The 2,765-nt window shown below is 73.1% G+C and carries 2 protein-coding genes and 1 pseudogene; 1 reads left to right on the top strand and 2 read right to left on the bottom strand.

Translation table 11 applies throughout. The features are described 5' to 3' along the window. Window positions 1-1,386 (top strand): annotated as a pseudogene (locus tag QK444_RS35075) (hypothetical protein); the annotation flags it as partial. A 55-nt stretch (window positions 1,387-1,441) separates the two neighbouring features. Here QK444_RS35075 and QK444_RS36540 read toward each other — a convergent pair. Then, window positions 1,442-1,612: a hypothetical protein gene (locus QK444_RS36540; RefSeq protein WP_349239566.1), complete on the bottom strand. Its 171-nt coding sequence runs from the start codon at window positions 1,610-1,612 to the stop codon at window positions 1,442-1,444. A gap of 173 nt (window positions 1,613-1,785) precedes the next feature. Next, the gene (locus QK444_RS35065; RefSeq protein WP_282786289.1) at window positions 1,786-2,640 is read right to left on the bottom strand and encodes an NAD-dependent protein deacetylase; all 855 of its coding nucleotides are present in this window, start codon (window positions 2,638-2,640) and stop codon (window positions 1,786-1,788) included. Window positions 2,641-2,765: the final 125 nt, after the last annotated feature.

Raw genomic sequence — 2,765 nt, 5'->3', positions numbered from 1 at the left:
CGCGGCAGCCTCGAAGCCACCCTGGGGCTCGGGCGCGCCACCGCGCTCACCGGAGATCTCGCGGAATCGAGACGGCAACGCGCGCAAGCCCTCCGGGCCGCCGACCGCTTCGACGATCCGGAACTCACCGCGCGCGTCATCACCGCCTTCGACGTCCCCGCCCTCTGGACCGACACCGACGATCCGGAACTGGCCCGCCAGGTGGTGACGATCGCGGAACGCATCCTGCCTCGGCTCCCGGACAGCGGTGCGGGCGCCTCGGTCGATCGTTCCGACAACTCGGCGCCTCGCGCCGGGGGTTCGCCCGGGGACGCGGAGGTGGTGTCCGAGAGCGGGCCAGATCCGGCGGTCGGGTCGGAGAGTGCGATGGACGGCGTGGCGGCCGCGTCGGCCGGTGGGATCGGGGGCGCGGCTGTCGGGTCGGTCGGTGGGATCGGGGGCGCGGCTGTCGGGTCGGTCGGTGGGATCGGGGACGTGGCGGTGGAGTCGGCGCGTAGGTCCGAGGACATCGCCGCGCTGCGTGCCCGTCTGCTCACCACCATCGCACTCGAGCTGCGCGCCGCCGACAGCGCACGCGGGCGGGCGGCGGCCGCCGAGGCCGAGCGGATCGCGCGTCGGCTCGACGACCCGGCCCTGCTGGCATTCGCGCTCAACGGCCGCTTCATGCAGAGCTTCCACCGTGCCGGACTCGCCCCCGAACGCGCCCGCATCGCCGACGAACTCATCACCGTGTCGCAGGCGCACGAACTGGTGGGCTTCGAGGTGCTCGGCCACCTCATCGCCGTGCAATCACTCAGCGCCACGGCGGATTTCGCCGCCGCCGACGCGCATGCGGCCGCGGCCGACGCGCTGGGCGAGAAGTATGGGTTGCGGCTGGTCGGCTTCTTCACCCGCTGGTATGCCACGCTGCGCGACGCACTGACCCTGCCACCCGCCGACGCGGAGGCCGCCTACCGCGCCACCGCCGCCGCCCACCCCGGCGCGGCCATGCCCGGCCTCCGGCACGGTCTGCTCCCCCTGGCCCTGCTGAGCGTGCGCCTCCGCCACGACCTGCCGCTCGACACCGATCCCGGACAGGACTTCGGCCCGCACGAGCCCTGGGTGCGCCCCCTGCTCCTGCTCGGTGAGCACCGCGAAGACGCCGCCCGCAGCGCACTGCATGCCGCCCCCGCACCCCCACCGGACCTGCTGCTGGAACTGCGCCTGTGCCTGCTCGCCCGCGCCGCCCGCGACCTCGGTGAACACACCCTGCTGGCGACACTGCGCGACCGATTGGCGCCCGCCGCGGGCGAACTCGCGGGCGCGGGCACCGGCCTGCTCACCCTGGACCCGGTCGCGAACTTCCTCGACGACCCGGAGGTCGGGGCGAGCGCTCGGGATACCTGAGCGGCGTTCCGAGTGCGCGGCACCGGATGCCCGCCCGGTGCCCGTGCCATCCGCGCTAGCCTTCCCGGGCGTGCCGCCGCGCTTGCCGAGTCGGTGTTCCGCGTCTGCGGGCCAGCGTGGAGACCCCGACCGGTCCGCCGTTGACGTTGCGGACCAGTGCGCCGAGTGCGGCACGGTCGAGGCGGTTCAGGCCGAGCACGTCCACGTCGTAGACAGTGCGCGGCATGGGTGGTCTCGCGGGCGATCGGGGCCGTCGGCGTTGCCCTTGGCGTGATCGCGCACCCGGCGCGGCAGGCCGTTGGCGATCCGGGGAGCGGCCCGTGGTCTCGGCGGTGGCATCCCGATTTCGATGAGTACGCCGAGAATCCGCGCCGAGCGCAGCGGAATCCGTGAACCGCGCTATGCCGGAACGGGGGCGGTGCCGAGCGCGTCCGCCAGTGCGGTGAGGGTCGGGGCGCATCCGGCGTCGATGCGCAGTGTCGCCAGCTCGTCGCCTCGGGTGGGGCCGCGGTTGACGATCACCACGGGGCGGTGGGTTCTGGCGGCGTGGCGGACGAAGCGCAGCCCGGACATGACGGTGAGGGAGGAACCGGTGACGAGGAGGGCGTCGGCGGCGTCGACCATCGAGAATGCCGCTGCCACACGGTCTTTGGGAACCGATTCGCCGAAGTAGACGATATCGGGTTTGAGCATGCCGCCGCAGCGGTGACAGTCCACCATGTGGAAGGCGGAGGTGTCGTCGAGTACGGCGTCGGCGTCGGGGGCCACCTCGAGGCCGTCGAGGGTGATGGTGTCGGCGAAGCCCGGATTGGCCGCCTCCAGCCGGTCGGCCAGGGTCAGGCGGGAGATGAGGCCCTGGCAGCTGAGGCAGCGCACGCGCAGGTAGGTGCCGTGCAGATCGATGACGGCGCGGCTGCCCGCTTTGGTGTGCAGCAGGTCCACGTTCTGGGTGATCAGCCCGGTGACCACGCCCGCGCGTTCCAGCCGCGCCAGCGCGCGATGCCCGGCATTGGGCCGCGCGGCGTCCATGCGCCGCCAGCCGACGTGATTGCGGGCCCAATAGCGCTGCCGGAAGACCGGGTCGCCGACGAACTGCTGATAGGTCATGGGATTGCGGGGCGGCGCGTCCGGACTGCGGTAGTCCGGGATCCCGCTGTCGGTGGAGATCCCCGCCCCGGTCAGCACCGCCACCCGCCGCCCGGCCAGCATCTCGATCAGCGCACCGAGCCCCGGAACCACCGCCTCATCCGACATGCACCCAGGGTACGAGCCCGCCCGTCGGCGAGCACCCGCCTTCCCGCGCGGATAGTGGTGCGTGTTCGCGGTGCGACCGGATGCGGCCGGTCCGGGTGAGGCCGTGACCGGTGCGATGGTCATGA

This window comes from Nocardia sp. CC201C (assembly GCF_030010695.1).
In the GTDB taxonomy this organism is placed as follows: Bacteria; Actinomycetota; Actinomycetes; order Mycobacteriales; family Mycobacteriaceae; genus Nocardia; species Nocardia otitidiscaviarum.
This window is presented reverse-complemented; position numbering and strand designations above follow the sequence as displayed.